This window comes from Zeimonas sediminis (assembly GCF_023721795.1).
Lineage (GTDB): Bacteria > Pseudomonadota > Gammaproteobacteria > Burkholderiales > Burkholderiaceae_E > Zeimonas > Zeimonas sediminis.
In genome coordinates this window covers 2,296,698-2,318,741 of record NZ_JAMQYE010000001.1, presented here as the reverse complement: position 1 = coordinate 2,318,741, position 22,044 = coordinate 2,296,698, and the positions used below count along the sequence as shown (strand labels likewise).

General features: G+C 72.9%; 19 protein-coding genes and 1 riboswitch. Of the genes, 10 read left to right on the top strand and 9 right to left on the bottom strand.

Translation table 11 applies throughout. The annotated features are described in order from the left end of the window. The first annotated feature begins 35 nt into the window (after window positions 1–35). Genes M6I34_RS10920 through hpxZ form a run of 3 tightly spaced genes read left to right on the top strand, consistent with a single transcriptional unit; the run spans window position 36 to window position 4,013 of the window. Window positions 36–914 carry a branched-chain amino acid ABC transporter permease gene (locus tag M6I34_RS10920; protein ID WP_272485710.1) on the top strand — a complete coding sequence of 293 codons (879 nt, stop codon included), beginning with the start codon at window positions 36–38 and terminating at the stop codon, window positions 912–914. Continuing rightward, a complete protein-coding gene (locus M6I34_RS10915) occupies window positions 911–3,610 on the top strand; it encodes a branched-chain amino acid ABC transporter ATP-binding protein/permease (RefSeq protein WP_272485709.1) in 2,700 nt (899 codons plus the stop codon). The genes M6I34_RS10920 and M6I34_RS10915 overlap by 4 nt, the downstream gene beginning before the upstream one ends. A gap of 16 nt (window positions 3,611–3,626) precedes the next feature. Continuing rightward, window positions 3,627–4,013: an oxalurate catabolism protein HpxZ gene (hpxZ, locus tag M6I34_RS10910; RefSeq protein WP_272485708.1), complete on the top strand. Its 387-nt coding sequence runs from the start codon at window positions 3,627–3,629 to the stop codon at window positions 4,011–4,013. Between the two features lie 79 nt (window positions 4,014–4,092). On the opposite strand, the gene M6I34_RS10905 is transcribed toward hpxZ, so the two are convergent. The 8 genes from M6I34_RS10905 to M6I34_RS10870 form a co-directional block, all read right to left on the bottom strand. After that, complete coding sequence (locus M6I34_RS10905) at window positions 4,093–5,340, bottom strand: aspartate aminotransferase family protein (protein WP_272485707.1); 1,248 nt, start codon at window positions 5,338–5,340, stop codon at window positions 4,093–4,095. Between the two features lie 54 nt (window positions 5,341–5,394). Further along, window positions 5,395–6,504, bottom strand: coding sequence for an AbrB family transcriptional regulator (locus tag M6I34_RS10900; RefSeq protein WP_272485706.1), 1,110 nt, complete (start codon window positions 6,502–6,504; stop codon window positions 5,395–5,397). A 29-nt stretch (window positions 6,505–6,533) separates the two neighbouring features. Next, complete coding sequence (locus tag M6I34_RS10895) at window positions 6,534–7,334, bottom strand: SDR family NAD(P)-dependent oxidoreductase (RefSeq protein ID WP_272485705.1); 801 nt, start codon at window positions 7,332–7,334, stop codon at window positions 6,534–6,536. Between the two features lie 62 nt (window positions 7,335–7,396). Continuing rightward, window positions 7,397–8,218, bottom strand: coding sequence for a CPBP family glutamic-type intramembrane protease (locus tag M6I34_RS10890; protein ID WP_272485704.1), 822 nt, complete (start codon window positions 8,216–8,218; stop codon window positions 7,397–7,399). Next, window positions 8,215–8,631, bottom strand: a complete 417-nt coding sequence (locus M6I34_RS10885) for a c-type cytochrome (protein WP_272485703.1) — start codon at window positions 8,629–8,631, stop codon at window positions 8,215–8,217. Before M6I34_RS10885 ends, M6I34_RS10890 begins: the two co-directional genes overlap by 4 nt. Continuing rightward, window positions 8,598–9,164, bottom strand: coding sequence for an NADPH-dependent FMN reductase (locus M6I34_RS10880; RefSeq protein WP_272485702.1), 567 nt, complete (start codon window positions 9,162–9,164; stop codon window positions 8,598–8,600). Before M6I34_RS10880 ends, M6I34_RS10885 begins: the two co-directional genes overlap by 34 nt. 102 nt (window positions 9,165–9,266) lie before the next feature. Then, window positions 9,267–10,100, bottom strand: a complete 834-nt coding sequence (locus M6I34_RS10875) for an aldo/keto reductase (RefSeq protein WP_272485701.1) — start codon at window positions 10,098–10,100, stop codon at window positions 9,267–9,269. 43 nt (window positions 10,101–10,143) lie between these two features. Beyond that, window positions 10,144–10,842 carry a glutathione S-transferase family protein gene (locus M6I34_RS10870; protein ID WP_272485700.1) on the bottom strand — a complete coding sequence of 233 codons (699 nt, stop codon included), beginning with the start codon at window positions 10,840–10,842 and terminating at the stop codon, window positions 10,144–10,146. A 62-nt stretch (window positions 10,843–10,904) separates the two neighbouring features. Between M6I34_RS10870 and M6I34_RS10865 the strand changes: the two genes are divergently transcribed. From M6I34_RS10865 to metC, 7 genes are all read left to right on the top strand, one after another. Then, window positions 10,905–12,197: a nucleoside recognition domain-containing protein gene (locus tag M6I34_RS10865; RefSeq protein ID WP_272485699.1), complete on the top strand. Its 1,293-nt coding sequence runs from the start codon at window positions 10,905–10,907 to the stop codon at window positions 12,195–12,197. A gap of 82 nt (window positions 12,198–12,279) precedes the next feature. Beyond that, on the top strand, window positions 12,280–13,893 hold the full coding sequence (locus tag M6I34_RS10860; RefSeq protein WP_272485698.1) for a rhodanese-like domain-containing protein: 1,614 nt from the start codon (window positions 12,280–12,282) through the stop codon (window positions 13,891–13,893). A gap of 100 nt (window positions 13,894–13,993) precedes the next feature. Then, a riboswitch (TPP riboswitch) is annotated at window positions 13,994–14,101 on the top strand. Beyond that, the gene (locus M6I34_RS10855; RefSeq protein WP_272485697.1) at window positions 14,092–15,336 is read left to right on the top strand and encodes a purine-cytosine permease family protein; all 1,245 of its coding nucleotides are present in this window, start codon (window positions 14,092–14,094) and stop codon (window positions 15,334–15,336) included. (Overlaps the previous riboswitch by 10 nt.) Window positions 15,337–15,345: 9 nt before the next feature. After that, window positions 15,346–16,329, top strand: coding sequence for an LLM class flavin-dependent oxidoreductase (locus M6I34_RS10850; RefSeq protein WP_272485696.1), 984 nt, complete (start codon window positions 15,346–15,348; stop codon window positions 16,327–16,329). Window positions 16,330–16,412: 83 nt separating this feature from the next. Further along, complete coding sequence (locus tag M6I34_RS10845; protein WP_272485695.1) at window positions 16,413–16,823, top strand: carboxymuconolactone decarboxylase family protein; 411 nt, start codon at window positions 16,413–16,415, stop codon at window positions 16,821–16,823. A gap of 112 nt (window positions 16,824–16,935) precedes the next feature. After that, window positions 16,936–18,870: a PAS domain S-box protein gene (locus M6I34_RS10840; protein ID WP_272485694.1), complete on the top strand. Its 1,935-nt coding sequence runs from the start codon at window positions 16,936–16,938 to the stop codon at window positions 18,868–18,870. A 37-nt stretch (window positions 18,871–18,907) separates the two neighbouring features. Beyond that, complete coding sequence (gene metC / locus M6I34_RS10835; RefSeq protein WP_272485693.1) at window positions 18,908–20,176, top strand: cystathionine beta-lyase; 1,269 nt, start codon at window positions 18,908–18,910, stop codon at window positions 20,174–20,176. A gap of 72 nt (window positions 20,177–20,248) precedes the next feature. Here the strand turns inward: metC and M6I34_RS10830 are convergent, their stop codons facing one another. Further along, window positions 20,249–22,039 carry a potassium channel family protein gene (locus tag M6I34_RS10830; protein WP_272485692.1) on the bottom strand — a complete coding sequence of 597 codons (1,791 nt, stop codon included), beginning with the start codon at window positions 22,037–22,039 and terminating at the stop codon, window positions 20,249–20,251. Window positions 22,040–22,044: the final 5 nt, after the last annotated feature.

Sequence of the window (22,044 nt, the reverse complement as noted above, 5' to 3'; positions counted from 1 at the left end):
GCGGCGAGGCGCAAGGTCGACAGGGAGCTCAACGGATGATCATCACCTCGGCGCTGATCAGCGGCCTCGGCCTGGGAAGCATGTACGGCCTGATGGCCCTCGGCTTCTACGTGACCTTCGCCGTGTCCGGCACGGTCAACTTCGCGCAGGGCAGCTCGATGATGCTCGGCGCGGTGCTGACCTTCACCTTCGCGCAGACGCTGGGCTGGCCGCTGCCGGCGGCGATCGCGCTGGCGCTGCTGCTGTGCGCGGCCTACGGCCTGGTGGTCGAGTTCGCCGCGGTGAGGCCCTTCGCCAGCCGGGGGTCGGACGCCTGGCTGATGGCCACCGTGGCGCTGGGCATCGTGCTCGACAACCTGGTGATGTTCACCTTCGGCAAGGAGCCGCGCAGCCTTCCCTCGCCGCTGGCGCAGACACCGCTCGAGATCGGCGGGCTGGGGCTGGGCGTGTATCCGCTGCAGCTGCTGATCCCGGTGGTCGGGCTGGCGCTCGCGGCGGCGCTGCACGCGCTGTCTCGGCGCACCCGCTGGGGCACCGGGATGCTGGCCGTCGTGCAGAACCGGGCGGCGGCGCGGCTGATGGGCATCCCGATCAAGCGGGCGGTGGCCGCGGCCTTCGCGCTGTCGACCCTGTTCGCGGGCATCGCCGGGGTGCTGATCGCGCCGCTGTTCAACGTGCACTCCGACATGGGCACCCTGTTCGGCCTGAAGGCCTTCGCGGTCGCGATCCTGGGCGGCATCACAAGCGCGTGGGGCGTGATGATCGCGGGGCTGATCTTCGGCATCGTCGAGGCGCTCGTCACCGCCACGATGGGTTCGGGGTACACGCAGATCATCACCTTCGCGCTGGTGATCCTGGCGCTGGCGTGGCGGCCCAACGGCCTGTTCGGCCGGGCCGAGGTCAGGAAGGTATGAGCGCGATCCGCATGGCCCCGCCGCCGTCCCGGCTCGTCGTGCCGCGGTCCTCGGGCCTCGTGCTGGGCATCGGCACGCCGGCGCAGATCGGCCTTGCGCTCGCGCTTCTGGTGGCCGGCGCGCTGCTCGCGCTGTCGGTCAACGGCTACTACGTGTTCGTGCTCGCCAACGTGGCCTTGCTCGCGCTGGTCGGCGTCGGCCTGAACGTGCTGATCGGCCTGAGCGGGCAGGTCTCGTTCGGGCACGTCGGCTTCTACGCGATCGGCGCCTACACGGTCGCGATCCTCACCACGAAGGCGGGCCTGAGCTTCTGGCTGGCCTGGCCGGTCGCGGCGCTGCTGGCCGGCGCGATGGGGGCGGTGCTCGCGATTCCGGCGCTGCGGGTCAGGGGGCCCTACCTGGCGATGATCACGATCGCCTTCGGCTTCATCGTCGAGCACGGCATCGTCGAGATGCGCGAGCTCACCGGCGGTCAGAACGGCATCATGGGCATCGGCGCGCCTTCGCTGGGCGGGCTCGCGCAGGGCGAGCGCGCGGTGGCCTTGCTTGCGCTCGCGGCGGCCGGTATCGGGCTGGCGGCCTGCGCGCGGCTGGCCAACGGCACCTGGGGCGCGGCGATGCGCGCCGCGCGCGACTCGGAGACGGCGGCCGAATCGATCGGCCTGAACCCGCTCGCGCTGCGAACCGTGGCCTTCGCGGTGTCGGCGGTCTGCGCCGGCGCGGCGGGCGCGCTGTTCGCGCCGCTGTCTGGCTTCGTGACGCCGCACACCTTCGGTTTCGTCCAGTCGATCCTGTTCGTGCTGGTCGTGATGCTCGGCGGCGCGGGGTCGGTCGCGGGCCCGCTGGTCGGCGCGCTGGTCGTCGGCCTGTTGCCCGAGTTGCTGGCGAGCCTGGAGGAGTACCGGCTGCTGTTCTTCGGCGGCCTGCTGCTCGTGGTGCTGTGGGCGGCTCCGGGCGGCATCGTCGGCATGTGGCGGGGGCTGCTCGGGTGGCTGCGCTCGAGCTTGCCCGGGGCGGCGGCGGGCGGCATTGCCGGCGTCGACGTGCCGGCGCAGTCCGGGGGTCGGGGCGCCGAGGTCTCGAACGACGGGCGGCTGCCGCTGGTCGCGACCCGCCCGAGGCGCGGGATCCTGGCCGATTCGCTGACGATGCAGTTCGGCGGCGTGCGAGCGGTCGGCGACCTGAGCTTCGAGGCGAAGGCCGGCGAGGTGACCGCGCTGATAGGACCGAACGGGGCCGGCAAGACCACCGCGCTGAACATGATCGGCGGCTTCTACCGCCCGACCTCGGGAGGCTTCCGGCTCGGCGACCGCCCGCTTGGCGGCCTGCCGGCGCTGCGGGTCGCGCGGGCCGGGATCGCGCGCACCTACCAGACTTCGCAGCTCTTCGGCAGCCTGAGCGTGCTCGACAACGTGGTGCTGGCGATGGCCCGCGGCCGCCTCGGGCCGCTGCTCGGCCTGTCGCGCCTGCAGGCCGCGCCGCTGCGCCGGCGCGCGAGGGACCTGCTCGCCTGGTGCGGCTACCTCGGCTCGCCGACGGCGCGCGCCGACTCGCTGCCGCACGTCGACCGCCGGCTGGTCGAGATCGCGCGGGCGCTGGCGCTCGACCCCGACGCGCTGCTGCTCGACGAGCCGGCGGCCGGCTTGTCGAGCGAGGACAAGACGCGGCTCGCAGGCCTGCTGCGGCGGATCGCGGCGTCGGGCATCGCGGTGCTGCTGGTCGAGCACGACATGCCGCTCGTGATGGGCATCTCCGATCGGGTCGTCGTGCTCGACGCCGGGCAGCGACTGGCGGTGGGCACGCCGGCACAGGTGCAAGCGGATCCCGCGGTGCGCCAGGCCTATCTCGGTGAGTCGGCCGACGGCGGCGCCAGGGGCAGCGCGGAAGGCGGATCCGAGGCAGCGGCAGCGATCGGCCGCGCCGCGGCCGTCGAGCCCGGCCACGGCGGCGCCGGCGTGGCGGATGCCGAGGCGCACGAGCCCCGGCCCGAGGTGCTCGGCGTCGGCGCGCTGGTGGCGGGCTACGGCGCCGAGCCGGTGCTGCACGGCATCGACCTGAACGTTCGCCGCGGCGAGGTGGTTGCGCTGCTCGGCGCGAACGGCGCCGGCAAGTCGACGCTGATGCGCGCGCTCGCCGGCCTGCACCGGCCGCTCGCGGGCGGTGGCATCCACCTGGAAGGTAGGGCGCTCGACGCGCTGGGCGCCGAGCGGATCGTCTCGCTCGGCATGGTGCTCGTGCCCGAGGGCCGCCAGGTGTTCCCGGAGCTCAGCGTGCTCGACAACATCCGGCTCGGCGCCTTCCTCGACCCGACCGACCGCGACGCGCGCGTCGAGCAGATGCTCGAGCGCTTCCCCCGATTGCGCGAGCGCCTTCACCAGCGCGCCGGCCTGCTGTCCGGCGGCGAGCAGCAGATGCTGGCGATCGCGCGCGCGCTGATGTCGCGGCCGAAGGTGCTGCTGCTCGACGAGCCCTCGCTGGGGCTCGCGCCGAAGGTGATCGCCGAGCTGTTCGCCGCGCTCGATCGGCTGCGCGCGGAGGGCATGACGCTGCTTCTCGTCGACCAGATGGCCGCGCTGGCGCTGTCGCTCGCCGACCGCGCCTACGTGATCGAGGGCGGGCGGATCGTGGCCCAGGGCACGGCCGTGGAGATCGCGAACGATCCGAACCTGGCACGCGCCTACCTGGGCGGACACTGATGGCCGGAGAAGCCTGATGGACGCGATCGCGATCGATCTTCCCGGTCCGTTGGCCGAGCTGCGCGAGGCCTTCGCGCGCTACGAGCGTGCGCTGACCGGCAACGACGTGGCGGTGCTCGACGAGCTGTTCCTGGACAGCCCGCTGACGGTGCGCCTGGGCGCCACCGAGAACCTCTACGGCTACGACGAGATCCAGGCCTTCCGCAAGACGCGCTCGCCCAAGGGGCTGATGCGCACGCTGCGCAACACGGTGATCACCACCTGGGGCGACCGCTTCGGCCACGCGAGCACCGAGTTCGTTCGCGAGGGCGAGTCGCGCGTCGGCCGCCAGACCCAGACCTGGGTCCGGATGCCCGAAGGCTGGCGGATCGTGGCGGCGCACGTGTCGTGGATGGACCGGTGAGCGCGTCGGGCCGCGGCTGACCGGCCCCGGGCCTTCCTGGCCGGGCGGCTGCTACGCCGGGCGGCCGTCCCGCCGGCCCTCACTCGCGGATGGCGAGCGCCGCGGCCGCGGCCGCCTCGATCGTCTCGTCGATCACGGCTGCGTCGTGGGCCGCCGACAGGAACCAGGCGCCGCGCTCGAGCGCGCGCACGCGGCGAGAGAGCAGCTCGCCGCAGAAGCGCACGTAGCGGGCCCTGTCCACGCGCGCCAGGTCGCGATGGTCGCGGGCCGGCCCGGCGAGCCCGAAGCCGACGTGGAAGATCTGCGGGAACCCGGCGACCACCGCCTGGATGCCGGCCGCGCGAAGCGCCGAGTCCAGCCCCTGCATCAGCTTGCGCCCGAGCGGTTCGATCGCTTTCATCACGCTGCCGTCGGCGAGCGCGCGGAGGGTCGCCACCGTGGCGGCCATGCTGATCGGGTTGGCGTTGTAGGTGCCGCCGTGCATCGCGGCGCCGCTCACGAACAGGTCGAGCAGTTCGGCGCGGCCGGCGACGACCGCGACCGGGAAGCCGTTGGCCACGCACTTTCCGAAGGTGGCCAGGTCGGGCGTGACGCCGAACAGTTGCTGCGCGCCGCCGGGCGCCACGCGAAAGCCGGTGATCACTTCGTCGAAGATCAGCACCGTGCCGTGTCGCGAGCAGGCGGCGCGCACGCCCTCGAGATAGCCGGGCAGGGGCGCGATCGCGCCCGCGTTGCACATCGCCGGCTCCATGATCACCGCGGCCACGTCGCCGGCCGCGAGCCGGGCCTCGACGGCGGCCAGGTCGTTCCAGGCGAGCAGCTCGACGTCGCCGCGCGGAATCCAGCCGTGGTAGTGGCCCTCGAAGTCGACGACCGTGCGCCGGCCGGTGGCCGCGCGGGCCAGCGCCAGCGCGGCCTGGACCGCCTCGCTGCCGGAGCTTGCGAAGCGCAGCTTCTCGGCGCAGGGCACCAGCGAGCAGAACAGCTCGGCGGCCTCGGCCTCGACCGCGCTCTGCCCGCCGTAGAGGATGCCGCGCTCGAGCTGTGCGGCGACCGCCCGGCGCACCGGCTCGGGGGTGTGGCCGAGGATCATCGGCCCCATGCCCAGGTAGTAGTCGATCAGCCGGTTGCCGTCGACGTCGAACAGCCAGGGGCCGTCGGCGCGCTCGAACACGAGCGGCGTGGGTGCGATGCCGTGGCGGAAGTTGCTCGACACGCCGCCGGGCATGAAGCGGCTCGCCGCCGCGATCCGGCGCTTCGATTCGTCGAAGCGTGCCGGCGACTGCGGTTCGAACGCGGCGCGTCCGCGGCCCTGGCTCTGTTCCATCGGTCTGGCCCTCGTGTCGTGGCAGTCGTGCCATTGCCGGCACGGACCGGAAAGCTAGCACCGCCGCGCGATCGCGTGAAGCGCCAGCCTGTACAGCACGCCCACGGTCAGCACCAGCACCACGTAGCGCATCACGTGGAAGACCGCGACCACCGGGACGCCGAGCCGCAGCGCCTTGGCGGTGAGGCTCATCTCGGCGATCGCGCCGGGCGAGGTGGCGAGGATCATCGTGGCCGGCGAGATGCCGGCCGCGCGCGCCAGCGCCCAGCCGAAAAGGGCCGACACCGCGATGCCGGCCAGGGTCGACGCGGCCACCACTGCGAGAAAGCGCGGCGCCTCGGCGAAGAATCCGGGTCGGAAGCGGCTGCCCAGCGCGATGCCGATCAGCACCTGGCCCGCCACGATCACCCAGGCCGGCAGGCTGCTCAGCGCGACGCCGGATCCGGTGAGGCCGCCGGCGACCAGCAGCGGGCCGATCACCCATGCGTTCGGCGCGCCGAGCCTGCGCACCAGCAGGCCGCCCGCACAGGTGGCCCCGACCAGCAGCGCCAGGCCGGCGGGTTCGACCGCCGCGGCCGATTGCGTCCACGCGTCGGTGCCCTGCACCCGCAGCCACTGGTAGACGAAGGGCAGCGTCGAGACCACCAGCAGGATGCGCATCACGTGCGCGGCCGCGATCAGCTGGACCGAGCCCCCGGCGCGCTCGCCCTGCGCCGCCATCTCCGAGGCGCCGCCGATCGCGCCGGCGAAGAACGCGGTGGGCACGTCGACCCGTGCGAAGCGGAAGAGCGACCACGCGAAGGCGAATCCCAGCAGGATCGCGTACACGGCTCCCGCAGCGATGTAGGGCCCCAGCGCGAGCAGGCGCTCGAGCGCATCGGGCGTGAAGTAGAGCCCGAGCGCCGCGCCGATCACCCACTGCCCGGCGTGCCGCGCGACGACCGGCGCGCGCAGGCCTGCGCCGGCGAGGTTCGACGCCGCGCAGGCGAACAGCGCCCCGAGCAGCCAGGGCAACGGCGTGCCGATCCAGGCGAACAGGGCGCCACCGACGGTGCCGACGACGACGGCCAGCGCGAAGGCGCGCGAGGCTGCCGGCAGTCCGGGCTCGCCGTCGGGCGGGGCGGCGGGGCCGTGTGGCGGGGCGGCGCCAGGGCCGGTCGACACGTTGGCTCGTCGCGGTGTGAGGAGCCGGGTCAGTCGCCGCGGCGCGCGCCGCGCAGGCTCGGGAGCCCGATGCCGACCGCGTCGAAGCCGCCGTCGACCGCCAGCGTCTGGCCGTTCACGTAGCTCGCCTCGGGGCTGCACAGGAACCACACGCCGGCGGCGATCTCGTCCTCGGTGCCGTAGCGGTTCAGCGGAATCGCGTCGTGATAGTCCGCGCGGATGTCGGGCGTGTGCAGCTGCTTCGCCATCGCGGTGTCGACCGGGCCGGGCGCGATCGCGTTGACGCGGATGCCGAGGTTGCCGAGCTCGGCCGCCTGCTGCTTGGTCAGGTGGACCACGCCGGCCTTGCTGGTGCCGTAGGCGACCCTGAGCATGCTCGCGCGCAGCCCCGAGATCGACGCGATGTTGACGATGCTGCCGCCGCCGTTGCGCAGCATGACCGGCGCGCAGGCCTGCGCGCACAGGAAGGGGCCGGTCAGGTTCACCGCGATGACACGCTCCCACTCGGCGGCGGTGTGCTCGAGCAGTGGCTTGAACACCGCGACGCCCGCGTTGTTCACCAACGCGTCGATCCGGCCGAAGCGCTCGACGAGCCTGGCCACCGCCGAGTCGACCTGCGCGCCGATCGCCACGTCGCATTCGAGCGCCAGGGTACGCCCGGGCTCGCCGATCGCTGCCATCGCCTTCGCGAGCTCGGGTGCGTCGATGTCGAGCAGGCCGACGTTCCAGCCTTCGCGCAGGAAGCGGCGGGCGACGGCCAGGCCGATGCCGCGGGCGGCGCCGGTGACCAGGGCGACGTTCGGCGAAGGGTTCGGGGCGGTGGCGTTCATCGGCGCGATTCGGGGAGGGGGGTCGACGATTATAGGAAGGCCCGGCTCGCGCCCGCTGGCCGTCAAAGCACTTTCAGAACGAAGAAGCCGACATGGGTCGAGGCGTGGGCGGCGAAGGCGTGTTCGAGGCCGTGGCGCCAGAACAGCCACCCGTACGCGAGGCCGCCGAGCGCGTTCAGCGCGATCGTGCGGGCGACCAGGGCGGGCGTGAGCTCGACGGCGGCCGCGACGGCAGGCAGGTGGGCCGCGCCAAACGCGAGAGCGGCGATCGCGATCGCAAGCCAGGCGGCCGTCGGGCGCAGCGACGCGCCGCCTGCCCCGGCCGCCGTCGACCCGGCGGGTCCACGGGCGGGGCCGGCCGCTCGCATCGCCAGCCAGGCCAGCAGGCTCATCAGTCCCCACCGGAGCATGACCTCCTCGGCGAGCCCTCCGTAGAGCACGCCGCCCACCAGCGCGGGCAGCGCCGGCCGGGCCTCGGCGCGCGCGACCAGTTCGAGCCATGTCTCGCCGAGCCAGGGCGCCAGCGCTGCGTCGGCCGCGGAGATCGCGGCGGCCAGCAGGAGGCCCAGCACGCTCGCCCGAAGCAGGCTGCGCCCGAGCGATCGCCACGAGGCGACGACTGCCGTTCCGGCGGCCAGGCTGCGCAGGCCTGCCCGGTGCGCCAGGCCGGCGCCGACCGCGGCGGCCACCGCCACCAGCACCAGCGGGTTGACGAGCAGCAGCAGCCGGCGCGTCGCGTCGGGAAGTTCGCGAAGCTCCGGCGGCAGCGCGGCCGGGTCGATCGCGGGCGGCATCGCCAGCAGGCCGGTCGCGCCGCCCGCCCCGAGCGCGAGCACCGGCAGGAAGCGTCGCAGGAAGCCAGGCGCAGTCTTCGGCGAGCTCACCGCGCGCCCTGCGGCGCCCCGTCGATGATCCACTGCATCAGCTTGGTGGCGGTGCCGGCGGACATCTGCTCGTGGGCCACGATGCGGGCGTGGAAGGGTTCGCCTTCGCGCAGCTCGGCGCCGATCCGGGCCGCGGCCTGGGGATCGCCCCGATGCTTCGCGAACTCCGCGGCGAGCTCCGGGAAGCCCGGCGCGTCGCGGCGCGGCCCCTTGCCGTGGCAGTTGAAGCAGCCCATCTCGACGGCCAGCGCGGCGCCGGCCGGCAGGTCCTCGGCCAGTGCCGGCGCGCACAGGCCGGCCGCCAGAGCGAGCGCCGCGAACGGCCGGAGCGGATGGCGCCGGCGCGGCTGCCGGCCGGCGAACGAAAGCTCGTCCACGATCAGCCCCGCATCGGCTTCATCGCCGTCGCCCACTTCAGCAGTTCGTCGAGCATCGCGCCGGCCGACTTGTCGATCAGCTCGTTGGACCGGAAATTGCGTTGCTCGTCGAGCTGCTGGGCCACCATCGGCACCATGACGCCCTCGTACATCGGCATCATCTTCAGCGTGGTCACCAGCTGCTTGGCCATCTGCGTGGCGCGCAGGCCGCCGGAAGCGCCGCCGTAGCTCACGAAGCCCGCCGGCTTGTAGTTCCACTCCTTGTAGACGTAGTTCAGCGCGTTGTAGAAGGACGGCGGCGGGTTGAAGTTGTACTCGGGGAGCACGAACACGTAGGCGTCGGCCTCGGCCACGCTGGCGGCCCAGCGCTTCGTGTGCTCGTGCACGTACTTCTGCATGACCGGGTGGTTCGGCTCGTCGTAGACCGGCAGCGCGAACTCGGCCAGGTCCACCGCCCGCACGTCGAACTTGCCGTGCGCGGTGGCGAAGTCGCGGAACCAATTGGCGACCGAGGGACCGACCCGGCCGGGGCGGGTGCTGACCGTGATCACGTTGAGCTTCGGGCTCATGGGCGTTCTCCTCCTTGCAGGGCGCGAGAGAGCATCTTAAGCCGGCGCGGCGCGGGGCGTTCCGGCACCCGTTCCGGCAAGCCGGGAGGGCCGCGTCCGGCCTCAGAGCATGTCGAGCGGCGTCGCACGGTCGGGCGGCGCGAACAGCCGGTCGAGCTCCGCGAGCTGCGCCGCGTCGAGCCGGTGCGCGAGCGCCCCGGCGTTCTCGCGCACCCGTTCGGCGTGCGAGGCCTTCGGGATCGCGATCACGTCGTCGTGGCGCAGCAGCCAGGCCAGCGCCGCCTGCGCCGGGGTCATGCCGTGCCGTTGCGCGAAGTCGCGCAGGCCCCGATGGCGCAGCAGCCGGGCCTGCTCGATCGGCGAATAGGCCATCACCGGCACATGGCGCTCGCGCAGCCAGGGCAGCAGGTCCCACTCGATGCCGCGCCGGTCGAGGTTGTAGAGCAGCTGGTTGGTCGCTGCGCGCGCGCCGCCCGGCACCGCCCACAGCTCGCCCATGTCGGCCAGGTCCAGGTTGCTGACGCCCCAGTGGCGGATCTTGCCGGCGCGCTGCAGGTCCTCGAAGCCCCGGACCGTTTCGGCGAGGGGCACCTGGCCGCGCCAGTGCAGCAGGTACAGGTCGATCCGGTCGGTTCGAAGCCGCTTCAGGCTGCGCTCGCAAGCCGCGGCCACGCCGCGCCGCGAGGCATTGTGCGGGTAGACCTTGCTGACGACGAAGACCTGGTCGCGCCGGCCCTCGATCGCCTCCGCCACCAGTTCCTCGGCGAGACCCTCGCCGTACATCTCGGCGGTGTCGATCAGCGACAGGCCGAGGTCCAGGCCGGCGCGAAGCGCTGCAAGCTCGCTGGCGCGCGCAGAGCGGCGCTCGCCCATCGTCCAGGTGCCCTGGCCGAGGGCGGGGACTCGCTCGCCGGAAGGAAGGGTCACGAATCTCATGCGCGCATTCCGGTTCGAGGCCGCGAGGGCAGCGCGGCCGGTTTCAGGTCTCTTTCCGCAGTCGCTCGTTCGACGGGAACATGAAGCGGTTCGCGTCGGCGTCCATCTGCGTCTTGAAGGCGTGGCTCGCCCGCAGCGTCTCGACGCGGGCCGCTGCCGGCCGCGCGTTGATCTCGTCGAGCAGCCGCTTGACGTTCGGGTAGCGCTGCCACGCGTCGTCGATGCCGAGCACGTGGGGCACCAGGCGGGCCCAGCCCCACAGGGCCATGTCGGCGATGCCGTAGTCGTCGCCGGCCAGCCAGCGGCTCTGCGCCAGGCGGTCGTCGACGACCTTCCAGTGGCGATGCGCCTCGAAGTCGTAGCGGTTCAGCGCGTATTCCTGCGGCGCGGGCGCGTAGTGCCGGAAATGCACCGACTGGCCAGAGAAGGGGCCGATGCCGCTGGCGACGAACATCAGCCAGGCCAGCATCCGGCCGCGCTCGGGCGAGCCCGGGTCGGTCGGCACGAAGCGGCCCGCCTTGTCGGCCAGGTAGAGCAGGATCGCGTTGCTGTCGAACACGACCGCCTCGCCGTCGACGATCGCGGGCACCTTGGCATTCGGGTTCACCCGCAGGAACTCGGGGGCGTGCTGCTCGCCCTTGCGGGTGTCGACCGGGATCGGCTGGTAGGGCAGCCCGAGCTCCTCGAGCAGAAGCGCGACCTTCATCGGGTTCGGGGCCGCGTTGTAGTAGAACCTGATCATCGAAGCCTGTCCGGTAGGTTGGCGGGCCCTTATGATCGGGCATTTTCCAGCCGCGGCCCGCCATGAACCGGATCTTTCTCGGAATCGTCCTGATCGCCTTCGGCGCGGCGGCCTGGCGGCAGGCGGGGCACGTGGCGACCGAGGGCGCGAAGTCGCCGATGGAGGAGCTGTCGGCGGCGATGATCGCGTCGGCCGGCGGCGCGGTCGAGCTCGCGATCGGGCTGGTCGGCGTGATGACGCTGTTCCTGGGGCTGATGAAGGTGGCCGAGGCCGGCGGCATGCTGGTGATCATCGCGCGGCTGATCCGGCCGCTGATGACGCGGCTGTTTCCCGACGTGCCGGCCGACCACCCGGCGATGGGCGCGATGATCCTGAACATGTCGGCCAATGCGCTCGGGCTCGGCAACGCCGCCACGCCCTTCGGCATCCGCGCGATGCAGGAGCTCGACAAGCTGAACGCGCGGCCCGGCACCGCGACCAACGCGATGGCGCTTTTCCTCGCGATCAACACCTCGGGCATCACGCTGTTGCCCACCGGCGTGATCGCGATCCGGGCTGCCGCCGGCTCGGCCGACCCGGCTGCGATCCTGCCGACCACGCTGTTCGCGACCGTCTGCTCGACGATCGCCGCGATCGTCGCGGCCAAGCTGTACCAGCGCTTCGCGCCGGTCGGTCCGGCCGATCCGGCGGCCGCGGCGATCGATCGTCCTTGGGTTCGCGAGGGCTCCGGCACTGGCGTCGAGGCCGCCGACCGCGGCTACCCGCTGTGGGTGTCGATGCTCGCGCTCGGCGCGATCGTCGCGATGATCCCGGCGACGATCGTGTGGGGCCGCGCGGTGTCGCCGTGGATCCTGCCGGGCCTGATGGTCGGCTTCCTGCTGTTCGGCGCGCTGCGCCGGGTGGCCGTCTACGAGGTGTTCGTCGACGGCGCCAAGGAAGGCTTCCAGGTGGCGCTGCGGATCATCCCCTATCTGGTCGCGATCCTGGTGGCGGTCGGCATGTTCCGCGCGAGCGGCGCGCTCGACGCGATGGTGTCGGTGCTCGGCGGCCTCACCTCGCGCTTCGGCCTGCCCGCCGAGGCGCTGCCGATGGCGCTGCTGCGGCCGCTGTCCGGCTCCGGCGCCTACGGCGTGATGGCCTCGATCATCCAGGACCCGGCGACCGGGCCGGACAGCTACGTGGGCTACCTGGTGACCACCCTGCAGGGTTCGACCGAAACCACCTTCTACGTGCTGGCGGTGTACTTCGGCGCGGTGCAGGTGCGGCGCATGCGTCACGCGCTGGCGGCCGCGCTGACCGCCGACGTGGTGGCGGTGATCGCGGCGGTGGCGATCTGCAGCTGGCTGTTCGGGTGAGCGAGTCCGCAGACGAGCCAGGCCAGCTCGAGCGAGTCCGGTGGGCGAGCGAAGCAGGTCGATCGATTTTCAGGAGATGCCGATGACGACGATGCGCGCCGTGTCCGCCGAGCGGGTGCGAGCCATGCTCTCCGACGGGCAGGAGATCGCCTTCCTCGACGTGCGCGAGGAGGGCGTCTTCAGCCGCGCTCACGCCTTCTGGGCGGTGCCCGCGCCTTTCAGCCATCTCGAGCGCCGGCTCGGCCTTCTGGTGCCGCGCCGCGGCACGCGCGTCGTGCTGATGGATGACGACGGCGGCGGGCTCGTGCGGCGCGCTGCCGAACGGATCTCCGCCTGGGGCTACGAAGACGTGGCGATCCTCGACGGCGGGCTGCGGGGCTGGCGCGACGCCGGCTTCGAGGTGTTCGCCGGCGTGCACGTGCCGAGCAAGGCCTTCGGCGAGGTCGTCGAGCATCGCGACGGCACGCCGAGCATCGACCCGGCGCAGCTGAAGGCCTGGCGCGCCGAGGGCAGGCCGGTCGTGGTGCTCGACAGCCGGCCCTTCGACGAGTTCCATCGCTTCAGCCTACCGGGCGGCATCGACTGCCCGGGCGCCGAGCTGGTGCACCGCGCCTTCGGCCTGGTCGACGACGCGACGACGATCGTCGTGAACTGCGCCGGGCGCACGCGCAGCATCATCGGCGCGCAGTCGCTGATCAACGCCGGGATTCCCAATCCGGTGGTCGCGCTGAGGAACGGCACCGGCGGCTGGCACCTGGCGGGCGAGGCGCTCGCGCACGGCAGCCGGGCGGTCGCGCCGCCGCCGGGCGTCGAGGGCCTCGCGCGGGCGGTCGAGGCCTCGCGTCGGGTGGCCGCGCGCTTCGGGGTCGAGGAGATCGGTGCCGACACGCTGCGGCGCTTCCAGGACGAGGCCGGCCGGCGGACGCTGTACCTGTTCGACGTTCGCACACCCGAGGAGTACGAGGCCGGGCACCTGCCCGGCTCGCGTTCGGCGCCCGGTGGTCAGCTGGTGCAATCGACCGACTTCTACGCCGGAACTCGCGGCGCCCGGATCGTGCTGGTCGACGACAACGGCGTGCGCGCGCGGATGACCGCGTCGTGGCTCAGGCAGATCGGCTGGGGCGACGCGTGCGTGCTCGCCGGCGGGCTGAGGGCCGCGGGCCTCTCGCTCGAGAAGGGGCCCGAGCCGGCACCCGCGCTCGGCGACGATGCGGGGCGCGCCTGCGAGACCGTGTCCGCCGGCGAGCTGCAGTCGCTCGTCGATGCGGGCGCGGCGGTGGTCGTCGACCTGGCGAGCAGCCTTCGCTATCGCGCCGGCCACGTCCCGGGCGCCTGGTTCGCGGTGCGGGCGCGCTTCGACGAGGCCTTCGCGAAGCTGCCCGCGCAGGGCGAACTGGTGCTGGCGTCGGACGACGGCGAGTTCGCCCGGCTGGCCGCCGCCGACGCGATCGCGGCGGCGCCGGGGCGCAAGGTGAGGGTGCTGGCCGGCGGCACGCGCGCCTGGGCCGCCGCCGGCCTGCCCTTGGCCGGCGGCTTCGAGCGGCTGGCCAGCGAGCCCGACGACGTCTGGTACAGCCCCTACGACCACGAGGACCTGGGCAAGGCGATGGCCGAGTATTTGAGCTGGGAGGTGGGCCTGGTCGAGCAGCTGGCGCGCGAAGGGATCGCCTTCCCGGAGTTTCCGGCCGCCGGCTGAGGCGCGCGGACTGCCCGGGCTGCCGCAATCGCACGCGGCGGCCGGCGCGCCGGGGGCTTCGGCTACACTCTGTCCGCGCTGGCGGCCATGCCCGCCGCCGGCGCATTGCTGGGGGTGCCGCGCCCGGATCCGCTCGGGCGAGGCTGAGAGCAAACCCTTCGAACCTGATCGGGGTAATGCCCGCGCAGGGAAGCCGCCATGACGACGATCGCCCGCAACACCGCCCTGATTCCGCTTTCTGCCGCCGAGCGCTTGTTCGGCTGGCGCGACCACGCCTCGCTCTGGCTGAGCCTCGGCGTGGGCCTGCTGGTGATGCAGGTCGGCTCCTTTCTCGTGCCGGCGCTCGGCACCCAGGCCGCGGCGATCGCGATCGTGTTCGGCTCGGTGCTCGGCGCCGGGCTGCTCGCGTGGACCGCGAAGCTCGGCTGCGACAGCGGGCTGTCCAGCGCGGGCCTGATGCACGCGGCCTACGGCAGCAGCTTCGCGCGACTGCCGGTGCTGCTGAACATCGTGCAGCTGATCGGCTGGACCACCTTCGAGATGGTCGTGATGCGCGACGGCGTGCTGGCGATCGGGCAGCGCGCCGGGGTCTCGCTGCCGCTGGTCCTGGTCACGCTGGCCTTCGGCCTGCTGCTGATCGGGCTGCTGACCGGATCGATGGTCACGCTGGTGCGCCGCTTCATCGGGCGCTACGCGCTGCCGCTGGTGATCCTGTCGCTGCTGTGGCTGAGCTGGCAGTTCCTCGGCAAGGCGCAGGCGATGGGCTGGTCGGAGATCTGGAACCGGCCGGGTTCGGGCGGCATGAGCACGATGGGCGCGCTCGACCTGGTGATCGCGATGCCGATCTCGTGGCTGCCGCTGGTGGCCGACTTCTCGCGCCACGGCCGCGACGGCGGCAGCGCGCTGCGCGGCACCTGGCTCGGCTACGCGATCGCCAATGCCTGGTGCTATTCGCTCGGCGTGCTGGTCGCGCTGACCACGCCGTCGACCGACCTGGTGTCCGCGCTGCTGCTCGCGCAGGGCGGCCTGATCGCGCTCGGCCTGATCCTGGTCGACGAGGTCGACAATGCCTACGGCGACCTGTACTCGGGCTCGGTGGCCGGACACAGCCTGGTGCCGAAGTGGGGCACCCGCACCTGGGGCATCGCACTGGCCGTGCTGTGCACCGGCCTGGCGATGGTGCTGCCGATGCACTCGCTCGAGCCCTTCCTGCTGATGCTGAGCTCGGTGTTCGTGCCGCTCTACGGCGTGATCCTGGGCCGGCTCGGCGGCCGGGCGGAGGTGGCCTCGCTGGTCGGCTCGGCCAGGGTGAATCGCGGCGCGGTCGCGATCTGGCTGCTCGGCGTGGCGACCTTCCACCTGCTGCCGCAGGTGTCGACCCAGCTCGGCTCGGCGCTGCCGACGCTGGCGCTGACCTTCGTGCTGGCGCGGCTGTCGCGGTAGCATCGCGGCATGATCCCGCTCTCCGTCCTCGACCTCGTCCCGATCCGCGTCGGCGATGCGCCGGCCGATGCGCTTCGGAACACGCTCGACCTGGCGCAGCACTGCGAGCGCTGGGGCTATCGCCGCTACTGGATGGCCGAGCACCACAACATGACCGGCATCGCCAGCGCCGCGACCTCGGTGGTGATCGGCTACGTGGCCGGCGGCACCAGCACGATCCGGGTGGGCGCAGGCGGCATCATGCTGCCCAACCACTCGCCGCTGGTGATCGCCGAGCAGTTCGGCACGCTCGAGTCCCTCTACCCGGGCCGCATCGACCTGGGGCTGGGCCGCGCCCCGGGCACCGACCAGGCCACGCTGCGCGCGCTGCGCCGCGACTGGCACTCGGCCGACCGCTTCCCGGAAGACGTGCTCGAGCTGCAGGCCTTCTTCGAGCCGGTGCAGCCGGGCCAGCGCATCCGCGCGGTGCCGGGCGCCGGCCTGCGGGTGCCGCTGTGGATCCTCGGCTCGAGCCTGTACGGCGCGCAGGTGGCGGCGCACTACGGCCTGCCCTACGCCTTCGCGTCGCACTTCGCGCCCGACGCGCTGTTCGACGCGATCCGGATCTACCGCGAGCGCTTCCAGCCTTCGGCCCAGCTCGACAAGCCCTACGTGATGCCGGGCATCAACGTGGTGGCCGCCGACACCGACGACGAGGCGCGCCGGCTGTTCACCAGCATCCAGCAGCGCTTCGTGGACATGATCCGCAACCAGCGCGGCCAGCTCTCGCCGCCGATCGACGACATCGAGAGCTACTGGACGCCGGCCGAGAAGGTGCAGGCATCGAGGATGCTGGCCTGCTCCTTCGTCGGCTCGAAGGCGAGCGTGAAGGCGCAGCTCGAGCGCTTCGTCGAGCAGACCGGCGCGAACGAGCTGATGGCCAGCGGCGCGGTCTACGACCATGCGGCCCGGCTGCGTTCCTACGAGATCCTCGCCGAGATCGGCCGCGGCTGAATCCGCCCCGGGGCGGCCGGGCTCGCGCGCCGGGGGGCGCCGGCCCTAAGATCGCGGAATCGCCAACCTCCGGGGTTCCCACCATGGCCACGATCGCTCCGCGTCCCGATCCCGAGTCGGATCCCCGCGTGCGCGCGGTGTTCGACGACATCCGCGCCACCCGCAGGTCCGATTTCGTCAATGCCTTCTGGCGCTACCTGGCCTTCGACGCCGCGCTGCTCGAGCGCACCTGGGCCGAGGTCAAGGAGGTCATGGTCGCGCCGTCCGCGCTCGATCCGTTGACCAAGGAGCTGCTCTACATTGCGGTGTCGGTCACCAACAGCTGCTCGTACTGCGTGCATTCCCACACCGCCGCGGCGCGCGCCAAGGGGATGACCGACGCGCAGCACGCCGACCTGCTCAAGGTGGTGGCGCTTGCGGCGAAGACCAACCAGCTGGTCACCGGCCTGCAGGTGCCGGTCGATCCGGCCTTCGACGCAGGCGCGGCCGGGTGAGGCCGGCACCGATCGGCGCGGGCAAGGCGGGCGTGTTCTTCGGGCAGTGGTAGGCTCGCGACGCACGGGCCGCGACCGGGGCGGCCGTCTCGAACGAGGCAACGGAGCAGGCGTGGAGCAGGGATCGGGCATCCTTAGAGTGCTGCTGGTCGACGAGGACGCCGACGCCGCGGCCGCGTTCGGCGACGCGCTGGACCACGGCCTGGGCGGCTCGGCGTCGCTGGTGCACTTCCTGCGCTGCGTCGACGCGCGCGACGCGCTGATGCGCGACGACGCCTCCGGCTTCGACATCGCCTTCGTCGGCTGCCGAGAGGGCGACAGCGCGCTGAAACTGTTGCGCGTGGTGCGGGCGCGCCATCCGCTGCTGCCGCTGGTCGCGCTGACCCAGGCGCGCCAGGGGCCAGTCGCGCAACAGGCCGACGACGACGCCGAGATCGCCGCGCTTCGCGCCGGCGCCGACGACTCCCTGCGGCGCGACGCGCTGAACCCCGCCCCGCTCGCGAGGGTGATCCGCTACGCGCTCGAGCGTGCGAACGCGAATCGCCGGCTGGTCGCGTCGGAGCAGCGCTACCGCGCGCTGTTCGAGGCGCACCCGCTGCCGCTTTGGCTCTACGAGCCGGGGAGCCTGCAGATCGTCGACGTGAACCCGGCGGCGATCGAGAAGTACGGCTACAGCCGCGAGCAGTTCCTGCGCATGACGCTGCGCGACCTGCGCGATCCCGAGCACGTGCCGCAGCTCGAGGCGGCACTCGTGGATCCGCAAGCGATCCGGCAGGGCGTGCCCTGGCGCCACCGCACCGCGCGCGGCGAGGAACTGCTGGTCGACACCTTCGGCCGGCCGGTCGAGGTCGACGGCCGCAAGCTGCGGATGGTCGCGCCGGTCGATCGAACCGGCGAGTACCGGGCGGCCGAGGCGCTGCGCCAGGCCAACGAGGCACTGGAGCGCCGCGTGGCCGAGCGAACCGCGCAGCTCGAGGCGAGCGAGCGTCGCTACCGGGCGCTGGCCGAGCTCGCGCCGCAGGTCGTGTGGAGCGCGGACGCGCGCGGGGCCCTGACCTACCTGAACCGGGCCTGGTACACGATGGTCGGCGGCGATCCGCCGGACTGGCTGGGTTTCGACTGGTTCGAGGCGGTCCACCCCGAGGACCTGCCCGCGGTGCGCAAGGCCTTCTTCGCCGCGCGGCAGAAAGGCGAGCCGATGCAGGGCAAGCGCCGGATCCGCGCGCGTGACGGCGGCTGGCGCACCACGCTGTTCTATGCGGCCCCCGTGTCGGGGTCGGACGGAGCGATCGAGCAGTGGATCGGCGTGGACACCGACATCACCGAGCTCGAGCGCAGCCGGGAGCTGGTCGAACAGACCAATGCCGACCTGGAGGCCTTCTCGTGGACCGTCTCGCACGACCTGCGCGCGCCGCTTCACGTGATCCAGGGCTTCAGCGAGGCCCTGTCGAATGGGGAGGTCGGCTCGGTCGACGACACGGCCCGGGAATACCTGGGCCGGATCGTCGCCAACACCCAGCGGATGGGGCAGCTGATCCAGGACATCCTGAGGCTGTCGCGGGTGTCGCGCGAGCCGCTCGACCTGGGCGAGTTCGACATCGTGGCGCTGGCCCGCGAGACGATGGCCTCGGTCCAGGCGCGCTACGCCGGTCGCGAGATCGAGTTCGCAGCCGAGGGCAGCCTCGTGGTGCGGGCCGACCGGCGGCTGATCGCGGTCGTGCTCGACAACCTGTTCGACAACGCCTTGAAGTTCACCGCGCGCGAGCCGGTGGCGAGGGTCCGCTTCGCGGCGCACGCACGCCAGGACGGCGGGGCCGCCTGCGAGGTCACCGACAACGGCACCGGCCTGCCGGGGGCCTGGCGGGACCCGTCCTTCGGGGTGTTCCAGAGGCTGCACTCGCCGTCGGAGTTCCCGGGCAACGGCATCGGCCTGGCCACCGTCGGGCGGATCCTGCGGCGGCACGGGGGCAGGCTCGAGGCCGATGGCGCGCCCGGGGGCGGCGCCCGCTTCCGCTTCTCGCTAGCCGGCGGCGAGGGCGGGCGATAATCGGCACATCGCCGATCGGCTCCATTCCCATCTCCGCATGCATCGCGACGAACCGCCCACCGATCCACTGAGCGACGGTCCCGCGCCGCGGACCCGCGTCGTCGACGCGGGCCGGCGCTTCGACGACCGGATCGCCACCGCCAACCTGCCGGCCTGGCGCGCCTCGACCGTGCTGTTCGATTCGCTGGCGCATGCCGAGGCGGCGGGGCAGGCCACCGGCCGCGGAGAGCGCCACGCCACGACCTATGCGACCGCCGGCACGCCCGGCACGCTGGCGCTGGCCGACGCGCTTGCCGAGGTCGAGGCGCCGGGCCACGCGTGCCGCGCGGCGCTGATGCCTTCCGGGCTGTCGGCGATCTCGACCGCGCTGCTCGCCTTCCTGTCGCCCGGCGATCACCTGCTGGTGTCGGATTCGGTCTATGGCCCGACCCGGGCCTTCTGCGACGGCATGCTGTCCCGCTACGGCGTGCGAACCGAGTACTACGACCCGACGATCGGTGCCGGCATCGCGCAGCTGATCCGGCCCGAGACGCGGATCGTGTACCTGGAGAGCCCGGGCAGCTACACCTTCGAGATCCAGGACGTGCCGGCGATCTGCGTCGAGGCGCGCGCCCGCGGCGTGCTCACGATGATCGACAACGCCTGGGCCTCGCCGGTCTTCTCGCGGCCCTTCGACTGGGGCGTCGACGCGTCGATCCTGCCGCTCACCAAGTACTGGGGCGGGCACTCCGACCTGCTGATGGGAGCGGTCGTGATCCGCGAGGAGCACTGGCCCAGGCTCTGGACCGCGGTCCGCCAGCTCGGCGTATGCGTCGGCGGCGACGACGCCTGGCTGGTGCTGCGCGGCCTGCGCACCGCCGAGGTCCGGATGCGCGCCCACGAGCAGTCGGCGCTGCGGGTCGCCCGCTGGCTGGCCGGGCGCCCGGAGGTGGCGTCGGTGCTGCACCCTGCGCTGGAGAGCCATCCGCAGCACGCGCTTTGGAAGCGCGACTTCGGCGGCTCCAGCGGCCTGTTCTCGTTCGAGCTGCGGGCCGAGGCGTTCGGCGCCGACGCGGCCGGCGCGCAACGCGCGCTCGCGGCGCTATGCGAGGGGCGCCGGCACTTCGGGATCGGCTACTCGTGGGGCGGCTTCGAGAGCCTGATCATGCCCGCGAAGATCGGCAGCCTGCGCACGGCCCGGCCCTGGCAGGGCGGCCCGCTGGTGCGGCTGCACGTCGGGCTCGAGGAGCCTGCCGACCTGATCGCCGACCTGGAAGCCGGCTTCGAGGCGATGCGGCGGGTTCGCGACGAAGCGCCGCAGGACTAGCGCCGCGCAGGCCTGGCCCTGCCCGCGGCCTGCCATCCGGCTCGCGCCGGCGGTGCTCCGCCCGTCGCGGGCTCAGCCGGCGCGCCGCTCGAAGAGCCAGCCGCCGGGCGTGTCGCGGCCGGTGCACAGGTACTCGAGCAGCTTCTCGTCGAACAGCGCCGCCTGCATCCGCCGCCGCGCGTCGCCGCGGCCCGCAAACAGGATCCGGTCGCCGGCCGCGAGCGCCGTGTCGTCGTTCGGCAGCAGCAGCTCGCCGCCGCCACGCAACAGCATCAGCGCCTGGGCTGGCAAGCGGTCCTTCCGGTTGCGAGGGTCGCGCAGCAACTCGCCGATCGTGGTCGGGCGGTTCTCCGCGTGCAGGCGAGCGCTCACTGCGGGGGCCTCGGCCGGGTCGAGGCGAACCGTCCAGGCGCGCGGCGAGCGGGTGCCGACCCGCTTGCGCAGCTGGTGGATCACCTCGTCGGCCCAGGCGTCGTTCTTGCGGCGGACCACCGCCAGGAAGCGGTCGAGCAGCGGGGTGGTCAGCAGGGCCACGCACTCGTCGGCGATGATCTCGCTCGGCTTCATGACCATGTCGGCCCGGAATGCGTCGAACAGCACCTGGTTGGCGGCCTCGTTCTGGCGCAGCACGACGAACAGCTTCGGGTTGCGCGACCGGGCCAGCGCGGCGATCGCCAGGTTGGTGACGTCGTTGTCCGCGGCGGCGACCAGTCCGACCGCCTCGTCGATGCCGGCGCGGGCCAGCACCTCGGTCTCGGTGCCCACCCCGCGCAGGCGGGCGGGCAGGCCCTCGGCCGGGTCGGCGTCGCCGTCGTCGTGGGCGGGGTCGACCGCGGTCACCTGCAGCCCCTCGGCGATCAGTCGCCGGCTCACCGCGTGGCCGAAGCGGCCGTGGCCGCAGACCACCCAGGGCCCGCGCGGCGGCTCGTGCTCCTTCTCGAGCTCGGCGTCGAGCGGCGCGGTCAGCCAGCTGAGCAGCCGGTAGCAGCCCGGCTCGCGCATTGCCAGGATCAGCTGGTCGGCGAAGGTGTCGAAGGGGCTGATCACGTGGTGGGTGCCGAAGGCCCGCATGCTGGTGGCGGTGCGCGGCGACTGCGCGCCGGCGATCACCGGCACACCGCGGTTGAGCAGCCGGGCGGCGGTCGCGATCGCCAGGTTGGCCCCGTCGTCGGGGGTCAGCGCGAGCACGCCGCGGCACATCGGGTGGCGCAGGCCGGCGGTGAGCAGCGACTGGGGCAGCGCGGCGTCGGCGTGAAGGATCGGCGGGTCGATGCGCAGGTCCTCGAGCTCGAGCTCGGCGATCCGGCCCTCGTCCTTCTCGACGATCACGAAGCGCATGTCGCGGCGGTCGAGCAGCCGGGCCAGCCGCTGGCCCGTGTCGCCGGCCCCGCAGATCAGGTGGAAGGGCTCGCGCGTGCGCCGCACGCGCCCGGCCAGCCGGATCTGCCCGACCGCGCGCTGGAACGCCCGGTCCTGGAACAGCGACAGCACGTTCAGCAGCGCGTAGGTCCAGCCGATCACGGTCAGGTGGATGATGACGATCGTCCACATACGCTGCGCGTCGGAGAAGGTGGCAGGCACCTCGCCGAAGCCGATCGTGGTGGCGGTGTAGCTGACGAAGTAGAACGCGTGGAAGAAGCTCATCGGCGGCGCCGGCGAGCCGTCGTCGGCGACGCCCGGGATCAGCGTGAGGCCCAGCACCGACACCGAGTAGGACAGCACGATGACGATCAGCGGCGTGCGCAGCCGGCGCAGTACCATGAAGAGCACGCTCTGCGCGGCCAGCGGCGAGCCGACGCCACGCGCGGCGCGCTCGGCCCCGCCGCCGTGGCCGCTGCGGTCCGCCGCGTCGCCGTCCGCCATCGGGC

Excerpts from the sequence above, each read along its gene's own strand:
- M6I34_RS10920 (WP_272485710.1), top strand. The coding sequence starts at position 36 with ATGATCATCACCTCGGCGCTGATCAGCGGCCTCGGCCTGGGAAGCATG.
- M6I34_RS10915 (WP_272485709.1), top strand. The coding sequence starts at position 911 with ATGAGCGCGATCCGCATGGCCCCGCCGCCGTCCCGGCTCGTCGTGCCG.
- hpxZ (WP_272485708.1), top strand. The coding sequence starts at position 3,627 with ATGGACGCGATCGCGATCGATCTTCCCGGTCCGTTGGCCGAGCTGCGC.
- M6I34_RS10905 (WP_272485707.1), bottom strand. The coding sequence starts at position 5,340 with ATGGAACAGAGCCAGGGCCGCGGACGCGCCGCGTTCGAACCGCAGTCG.
- M6I34_RS10895 (WP_272485705.1), bottom strand. The coding sequence starts at position 7,334 with ATGAACGCCACCGCCCCGAACCCTTCGCCGAACGTCGCCCTGGTCACC.
- M6I34_RS10880 (WP_272485702.1), bottom strand. The coding sequence starts at position 9,164 with ATGAGCCCGAAGCTCAACGTGATCACGGTCAGCACCCGCCCCGGCCGG.
- M6I34_RS10875 (WP_272485701.1), bottom strand. The coding sequence starts at position 10,100 with ATGAGATTCGTGACCCTTCCTTCCGGCGAGCGAGTCCCCGCCCTCGGC.
- M6I34_RS10870 (WP_272485700.1), bottom strand. The coding sequence starts at position 10,842 with ATGATCAGGTTCTACTACAACGCGGCCCCGAACCCGATGAAGGTCGCG.
- M6I34_RS10865 (WP_272485699.1), top strand. The coding sequence starts at position 10,905 with ATGAACCGGATCTTTCTCGGAATCGTCCTGATCGCCTTCGGCGCGGCG.
- M6I34_RS10860 (WP_272485698.1), top strand. The coding sequence starts at position 12,280 with ATGACGACGATGCGCGCCGTGTCCGCCGAGCGGGTGCGAGCCATGCTC.
- M6I34_RS10855 (WP_272485697.1), top strand. The coding sequence starts at position 14,092 with ATGACGACGATCGCCCGCAACACCGCCCTGATTCCGCTTTCTGCCGCC.
- M6I34_RS10850 (WP_272485696.1), top strand. The coding sequence starts at position 15,346 with ATGATCCCGCTCTCCGTCCTCGACCTCGTCCCGATCCGCGTCGGCGAT.
- M6I34_RS10845 (WP_272485695.1), top strand. The coding sequence starts at position 16,413 with ATGGCCACGATCGCTCCGCGTCCCGATCCCGAGTCGGATCCCCGCGTG.
- metC (WP_272485693.1), top strand. The coding sequence starts at position 18,908 with ATGCATCGCGACGAACCGCCCACCGATCCACTGAGCGACGGTCCCGCG.
- M6I34_RS10830 (WP_272485692.1), bottom strand. The coding sequence starts at position 22,039 with ATGGCGGACGGCGACGCGGCGGACCGCAGCGGCCACGGCGGCGGGGCC.